This is a genomic window from Chryseobacterium potabilaquae (assembly GCF_902728265.1).
GTDB classification, from domain to species: Bacteria; Bacteroidota; Bacteroidia; order Flavobacteriales; family Weeksellaceae; genus Chryseobacterium; species Chryseobacterium potabilaquae.
In genome coordinates, this window is sequence record NZ_CACVBR010000014.1 from 77109 (window position 1) to 84805 (window position 7697).

Consider the following 7697-nt stretch of genomic DNA (forward strand, 5'->3'; position numbering starts at 1 on the left):
AGTCTGAAAGATAGTATAGTTGTTACATTTTACATTACTAAATTACAATGGATTTCAATATAAAAACAATGGCAGAATATGCTGCCGAAGGAAAATCACCAGAAGTTTTATTTTGGGTAGGTTGTGCAGGGAGTTTTGATGACCGTGCAAAAAAAATTACAAAGGCATTTTGCAAAATATTAAATAAAATAGGAGTTGAATTTGCGGTATTAGGCCAAGAAGAAAGTTGCACAGGAGATCCTGCAAAACGTGCTGGAAATGAATTTATTTTCCAGATGATGGCTCTTACGAATATTGAAATTCTGAATGCCTATGAAGTAAAAAGTATTGTGACAGCTTGTCCTCATTGCTTTAATACATTAAAAAACGAATATCCTAGTTTAGGAGGAAATTTTGAGGTGATTCATCATACGCAATTTCTTAAAAAACTTATGGAAGATGGTAGATTGAAGATTGAAGGAGGAGCGTTCAAAGGAAAGAAAATTACCTTCCATGACCCATGCTATTTGGGAAGAGCAAATGATGAATATGAGGCTCCAAGGGTTCTGCTTGAAAAACTAGATGCTGAATTGGTAGAGATGAAGCGTTGTAAAACCAATGGTCTTTGCTGTGGAGCTGGAGGTGCTCAAATGTTTAAAGAACCTGAAAAAGGAAATAAAGATATTAATATTGAAAGAACAGAAGAAGCATTATCTTTTGAACCGAAAGTAATAGCTACGGGCTGCCCATTTTGTAATACAATGATGACTGATGGTGTGAAGCATTTTAATAAAAATACGGAAGTAGAAGTAAAAGATATTGTTGAGCTTCTTGCGGAAGCAGAAGATCTATAATAACATAAATAGTAAATATAATATATAGATGAAACTCAAGATTATTCTTGAGTTTTATTGTTTAAAAAAGATTAAATCAATTATAATTCTTAATTTTATATTTTAAATTACTCAGATATGAAGATTGAAGAATCAAACATTGTGGAAACCAATGATTATAGAGTTATTATATATCCGGCCTCAAGACCTCTTGAAACAAAAGAAGCAAAAGTAATTACTGAAAAGTTATTTGATTTTCTTGCTGTATGGGCAGCACACGGGAAATCACTTTCTTCTTCGTTTAAAATCGAGAAAAACCAATTTATTATTATTTGTGTAGATGAAGAAAAAGAAGCTGCATCAGGCTGTAGTATTGATGCTTTGGGAAAAGTAATGAAAGAAATTGATGAAAAGTATCAATTAGGTTTATTTGATAGAATGAAAGCAAGTTTCATAGAAAATGGAGAAGTAAAAACCTTGAAACTTATTGATTTTAAAAATAAAATTAGAAGTGGAGAACTTTCTAAAGAAATTGAGGTTTTTGACTTTTCAAAAAATACCTATTTAGATTTTTTGAGTCATTTTCTTTTACCTTTTGAAAAAAGCTGGGCTGCTTCTATTAAATAATAAAAGATAAAAGAAGAAGTGGAATATTCCGCTTCTTCTTTTATGGATTACATTCATGTTGAAAATACTTTTCCTAACAACAGCTCACCGATATGATGATGATAGAATATTTTATCATCAGGCAAAAGAATTGGAAGGAAAAGGATATCAAGTAAAGATTTGCAGTTTGTGTTCGGATTACAATGGATGTATTGAGGGGATTGAAATCGAATCATATTCTATTTTAGAAAAAAGTTCAAAGAAAAAATCTGAAGTCTTCCAAGAAGTGATAAGATCATTTCTTCCGGATTGTATTATTTGTTCAGAGCCATTAGCCGTAATAGCTTCAAAGAGGTTTAAGGAGAAAAAGATGAGCATTATCTATGATATTACAGAATGGTATCCTTCTTTTAGAATGCTTCAATCGTATTCATCCCTCTCAAGATTTGTGCATGCAATCAAGTTTTTTTTAATACAGATATATGCGGGTGTTTGCAGTACTCATTTTATATTTGGAGAGGCATCAAAAAAATTTCCTTTGGCATATATTTTCCCTTTTAAAAAAAATATTCTTCTTCCTTATTATCCTCATCAGTCTTATGTAAAAGAAAGTATTAAAGAACTAAAAGATAAAGAAATAAATTTATGCTATACGGGGAGAATTTCCAAAGAAGATGGGATAGAGAATTTTTTTAAAGCAGCTCATATATTCCGTCATAACAGGCCTGAAGTTGAGTTGAAAATGACTATCGTGGGTGCTCCTAAAAGAGTAACAGATAAAGATTATTTTTCTAATTTACTACAGGAATATAAGTGGGAAAATATAAATATTAAAAATTATGTCCCTTTTAAGGAATTTACTGATTCTTATGCCGATGTCGATATCTGCTTTGATCTAAGAGAGCGTAACTTTGAATATAATCATTGTTTACCTATAAAGCTATTCTATTATGCGGGATCAGGGAAACCCATTATTTACTCACACTTAAAAGCTATTGAAAATCATATTGATATTTCAAAATTTGGATATCTAGTTAATCCAGAGGACGCCTATGCTATTTCAAAGTTAATTGAAAACTATATTGATCATCCTGATCTGTATAACAAACATGCTCGCTTCGCAAGAAAACTATTTACAGAAAATTTTAATTGGGGTATAATACGGGATCTATTTACGAACTTCATTAGGCAATCTATAAAGAAATGAAGTACCAATTGATTATACAGACTTTTATTTCAAGGTTTTTAATTTTAGGATTAAATTTTGGACTTGTAATATATTCTACCAATATGTGGGGAAGTGAAGGAAAGGGACTTATATCTATTATTATAGCCAATCTTTCCATAGTTTCTTTCATAAGCAATATTTTTTCAGGAAGTAGTACATCTTATTTTGCTTCAAAATTCAGGAAAGAACAAATTGTATTATATGCATATAGTTGGTCTGTGTTTGTAGGATGTACAGTTCCTTTTATTTTTAGCTATAGCTTGACGAAAGAATATACTTTTTATTTGATTATATTGTCTGTTATTTCATCGCTTCTTTCTACCAATATTAATTTATTTATTGGAATGAAAAATATCAAGTTGTTTAATGTATATACTATTTTGCAGTTATTGATACAAGTACTTTTTATTGTTGTGATGGTATATGTTTTAGGAATGAAAAAAGTGGCTGTTTACTTCATAGCACAGATTATTTGTTTATTTGTTTTATTTGTTTCAAGCTCCATTCAACTATGGCAAAAATTGATTATTTCCCATCTTTATTTTTCTAAAAATATCAGAAATGATATGTTTAATTATGGTTGGAAAACACAGTTGAGTTCTTTTTTTCAATTTCTAAACAACAGATTATCATTTTTTTTTTTAGAATATTTCAGAGGCATTACCAGTGTTGGTGTTTTTTCTGTAGGAATCGCATTTTCTGAAGCAATATGGACGGTTAGCAGAAGCTTGGCATATGTTCTTTATTCAGATATCATTAATAGTGATAATCCCAATCATATGATTGCGCAGACTAAAATTTCCTTGAAACTTAGTTTTTTGATGACACTTATATGTATCATTGGAATGTTGCTTATTCCTGCCTCGTTTTATACAATGGTTTTTGGCAAAGATTTTTATGAGACAAAGAAGATTATTTTATTCCTTTCTCCAGGAATCTTGGCGATAGCGGTAAGTAATATAATTGGATTTTATTTTGCGGGAATGAATAGACTTAAAATTTTAAATATTAAATCTATTGTAGGATTAGTATTTACTCTTTTAGTTTCTTTTTATCTTATTCCTCGATGGGGTATAATAGGAGCATGTATAATGACCTCTATTTCATATTGTCTTTCTTCTGCATTATTATTATGGAGCTTTTATCAATTGACAGAGTTTCACTTTTATGATTTTTGGATTACAAAAAATGAAATAAGATTAATATTACAAAAACTAAAAAAGTAAAATGAATATTAAACTTCTCCTAAAAGGAAATAACACCTATTCATGGACAAATTCTGAAAATTTATATTTTTTAGGATATTTTTTTGATTCCTATAATCAACTTTATAAGGGAGATAAGGCAATAGAGTTTATTCTTCAGGAATTAAAAGTGACAAATTTGGAAGATTTTTGTAATAGTATTAATGGTGCTTTTACTTTTATTATTATTTCTGAAAATGATTGTCAACTAATTAGTGATAGTGTCAATTTTTTTCCATTATTCTATGGGTATGATGATGACAAATTAATAGTTTCTGATCAATGGAATGAAATTATTCAATATAGAAAAAAGTTTAAATTGAATAATAAAGCGGTCTATGAGTTTGAAACGGCAGGTTTTGTACTTTCTAATGAAACGCTAGAAGAAAATATTTTTAAAACAAATGCGAATCAGATTCTGAAAATTAATAGAATAGAAAGTGAAATAACCCAATATAAAAATTTTATTACCAATGATTTCTCTGATAAATCGTTTGATGAGTTGGCAGAAGAAGCGGAAGCAGTTATACTCAATATAGGAGATAGACTATTACAATTTTTAAACGGTAGAACGGCTGTAGTTCCGTTAAGTGGTGGTTTTGATTCTCGTCTTATCGTGAGTCTTTTGAAAAGGCTGAATTATAAAAAAGTAATTTGTATTACCTATGGAAAAGAAAATCCTGAGGTATTTTTGAGTAAAGCGGTTGCGAAAGAATTAGGATACGAATGGCATTTTGTTAATTATGCCCAAATAAATATTGATGAAATTCAATCGGGATCTTTATATCAAGAATATGTTGAATATGCATCCAACGGATTTGCAATGCCTTATTTGATGGAATATTTTGCAGTTGCTCATTTAATAAAGAATGGTATTCTCCCAAAAGAATCTGTTTTTTTACCAGGACATTCGGGTGATTTTTTAGGAGGTAGCTATATTAATAAAACAGTCAAGAATGAAATATCGTTTAAACGATTAGCCGCATTTATTGAATCAAAATATTTCAACTTCATACAAAAGAATAATCGAAAGAGAAAATGGATACAAGATAGAATTGATAAAAGCCTTATACCTATAGGAAAATCTTTTATTCATGAGGGATATAATATGACGATAGAAGAATGGGATATTCAGGAGAAGTTGGCTAAATTTATCTTTCATTCTTCTCACGTTTTTACTTTTTATCGGTTTGAGCACTATTTCCCATTATGGGATAAAGAACTTGTTAATTTCTATAGAAATGTGCCTTTTAAGTACAGGGAAGGTAAAAAATTGTACGATTATGTTCTTGTAGAATCATTTTTTACTCCTTTTTGCATTAACTTTCCCAAAAAAGAAGAATTGTCAGTTGCTGAATATGTCCATTTCTTCCAAAAAATAAAAGATGCCGTAAGATATTTCTTTCCCTGGAAAATGGTATTACAACGAATAAATAATGCCGATTGGCCTTATTATCAATTATTGACTCAAAGGATGATGAGATCCATTGAGGAGAATCAAGGAAAACCATTTACGCATTTTAAAACATATAATGCAGTCATTTCTAACTGGTATATTCAATTTCTAAAAGATAAATACCGCACTTTTTAAATGATTAAATATCAAATTCTTCAGTTGTGTATTATTTTTAAAACTTGAAATAAAGTATATTTGTCGTATGAAAAATGTTTTTTGGGGATCATTGGTGCTTTTTTGCCTGCTTCTAAGTTGCAGAAGTGATGATGATTCTATTCAAAAAATAGATCAGATTATCAATCTTTATATGAGAAACGGTAGTGGTCAAGATTTGTTTAACAAAAAGACAGAAGGTTTTTTTACTTATACAGCTAATGATGTCTTAGGCGTAACGGATAATGCTCCTATATCGATTCCTCTTAAAGCTGATGCCGATTCTATTTTATATATGGAATATATTGCAAGTGCCAAAAGAGAATTAATTGACTCATTAAGTTCAGGGAATGATCAAACTTATCGGTCGAAAATAGCTTTGGCTTTAAGGAGAACTGTAAATAATGTCAACGATACGATTAATGATACATTAGAAATTCATTATCATTTGAGCCCAAGTGTATTTGAAGTTTCAAAGGTTTTTTATAATAAAAACTTGAAATTTACCAAACAACCGAATTCTCCGAATATCGTTACAATAGTTAAATAGTTTTTAAATTTGTAAATCTGTTAAGGCGATTACGTTATGTAATGTCCAACATCTAATAACTAACATCTAAATAAAATGTTACAAGTCAATTTTTTGCGCGAAAATAAGGAGCGCGTTTTAGAAGGCCTAAAGAAAAGACAATTCAAAAATCTTGAGTTGATCGATGAGGCTGTTGCTACTGATGACCTAAGGAAAAAAATTCAGTTTGAATTGGATTCTCAACTTTCTGAAATCAATAAAATCTCCAAGGAAATTGGACTTTTAATGAAAGCAGGAAAAAAAGAAGAAGCAGAATCCGCAAAATCTAAAACAGCCCAATATAAAGAGTCGAGTAAAGAATTACAATCTCAATTAGATGTTCAAGAAAAAGCTTTATTAGATATTTTATACCAAATTCCCAATGTTCCTAGTGAATTGGTGAAAAGTGGAGTGTCTGCAGATGACAATGAAATAATTTATCAATCTCATGATGTGGAAGGACTTGGAGAAGGTGCTGTTCCACATTGGGAGTTGGCCAAAAAATATAATCTAATTGATTTTGAATTAGGGGTAAAGATCGCTGGAGCTGGATTTCCTGTTTATTTAGGTAAAGGAGCAAGATTACAAAGAGCATTGGTCCAGTATTTTTTAGATAAGAATATTGATAAAGGATATATGGAAGTAAACCCTCCTCATGTGGTAAATGAGGCCTCAGGATATGGAACAGGACAATTACCGGATAAGGAAGGGCAAATGTATCATATCGGGCTAGATGACCTATATTTGATACCTACTGCAGAAGTTCCGGTTACTAATTTGTATCGTGATGTATTATTAGAAGAAAGAGATCTTCCTATTAAGAACACTGCTTTTTCTCAGTGTTATAGACGAGAAGCTGGAAGCTATGGAGCTCATGTAAGAGGATTAAATCGTCTCCATCAGTTTGAAAAAGTAGAAATTGTAAGAATTGAAAAACCTGAAAACTCTTATGCTGTATTAGAGGAAATGGTGGAGCATATTAAAGAAATATTATCGGATCTTGAGCTACCTTATAGAGTTTTAAGGTTGTGTGGTGGAGATACGGGATTTGCTGCTGCTATGACATATGATTTTGAAGTATGGAGTGCTGCGCAGGAAAAATGGTTAGAGGTTAGCTCTGTTTCTAATTTTGAAACCTTCCAAGCTAATCGTCTTAAATGTCGTTATAAAGGAGAGGGAAAGTCCCAATTGGTTCATACACTTAATGGATCGGCTATGGCACTTCCAAGAATAATGGCTGCTTTACTTGAGAATAATCAAACAGAAGAGGGAATTAGGCTTCCTAAAAAGATTGCTGAATATGCAAGGTTTGATTTAATTAGTGATTAAGAATTATCCTATATAAAAATGGGCCTCTGAAATTTCTGAGGCCCATTTTTTATTCTGTTGTTATTATAATCTTTTGATCATTATTTTTAAGAGTAGGAGGATTTTCTCCCAATATAGATTTTAGATCATATGTAATTTTTACTGTATTGTCATCAACTTTTGTAATCCAATCATGAGGGGCGGCAAGGATTCCTGCGTTAAACAGCCATCTTTACTATAACATATTGAAAAACAAATTATTGAGATTTATTAAGTTACAGGGATATTAAATTCAATTTCTGGACCTTCTCTCTCCATGTCT

7 protein-coding genes are annotated in these 7697 nt (G+C 30.6%); all 7 read left to right on the forward strand.

Annotated features, from left to right (window positions below):
• Positions 1-47: 47 nt before the first annotated feature.
• The 7 genes from CHRY9293_RS09515 to serS all read left to right on the forward strand — a co-directional run bounded on the left by CHRY9293_RS09515 (position 48) and on the right by serS (position 7396).
• Complete coding sequence (locus CHRY9293_RS09515; RefSeq protein WP_122545414.1) at positions 48-833, forward strand: (Fe-S)-binding protein; 786 nt, start codon at positions 48-50, stop codon at positions 831-833.
• Positions 834-950: 117 nt separating this feature from the next.
• Positions 951-1439, forward strand: coding sequence for a hypothetical protein (locus tag CHRY9293_RS09520; RefSeq protein ID WP_162032762.1), 489 nt, complete (start codon positions 951-953; stop codon positions 1437-1439).
• A 55-nt stretch (positions 1440-1494) separates the two neighbouring features.
• Positions 1495-2625 (forward strand): glycosyltransferase, encoded by a 1131-nt coding sequence (locus CHRY9293_RS09525; protein ID WP_162032763.1) that lies wholly within the window; start codon positions 1495-1497, stop codon positions 2623-2625.
• Entirely contained in the window at positions 2622-3872 is a 1251-nt protein-coding gene (locus CHRY9293_RS09530) for an MATE family efflux transporter (protein WP_162032764.1), read from the forward strand. Before CHRY9293_RS09525 ends, CHRY9293_RS09530 begins: the two co-directional genes overlap by 4 nt.
• A 1-nt stretch (position 3873) precedes the next feature.
• Positions 3874-5481, forward strand: coding sequence for an asparagine synthetase B family protein (locus CHRY9293_RS09535; protein ID WP_162032765.1), 1608 nt, complete (start codon positions 3874-3876; stop codon positions 5479-5481).
• A gap of 67 nt (positions 5482-5548) precedes the next feature.
• Positions 5549-6049, forward strand: a complete 501-nt coding sequence (locus tag CHRY9293_RS09540; RefSeq protein WP_162032766.1) for a hypothetical protein — start codon at positions 5549-5551, stop codon at positions 6047-6049.
• A 75-nt stretch (positions 6050-6124) separates the two neighbouring features.
• The gene (serS, locus tag CHRY9293_RS09545) at positions 6125-7396 is read left to right on the forward strand and encodes a serine--tRNA ligase (RefSeq protein ID WP_162032767.1); all 1272 of its coding nucleotides are present in this window, start codon (positions 6125-6127) and stop codon (positions 7394-7396) included.
• Positions 7397-7697: the final 301 nt, after the last annotated feature.